Raw genomic sequence first — 256 nt, 5'->3', positions numbered from 1 at the left:
GGGGTCGAAGAGCGAGCCGACGAGGGCGGAACCGACGACGTAGCCGCCGATCGTGCCGAGCATGGACGCGCCGAGCATCGACCCGAAGCTCGGACCGCCCATGCCGCCACCGAAGGATCGTCCGCCGAACGTCCGTTCCATGAAGCCCGGGCGGCTGTACTCGGCGCGGGTGGCCGCGCGCGCGAGCGACGCCGGATCGTCCCCGGCCGGTCTTTCGTCCGCCGGCAGCCCCGACGACAGCTCGTGGAGGACCTGC

Annotated in this window: 1 protein-coding gene; it reads right to left on the bottom strand. The window is 73.0% G+C overall.

The annotated features are described in order from the left end of the window. The coding region (locus ACZ3HG_RS24195; protein WP_465334988.1) for a hypothetical protein at positions 1-256 on the bottom strand (256 nt) is incomplete at both ends.

Source organism: Erwinia sp. PME.40.26/001 (assembly GCF_055556675.1).
This window is presented reverse-complemented; position numbering and strand designations above follow the sequence as displayed.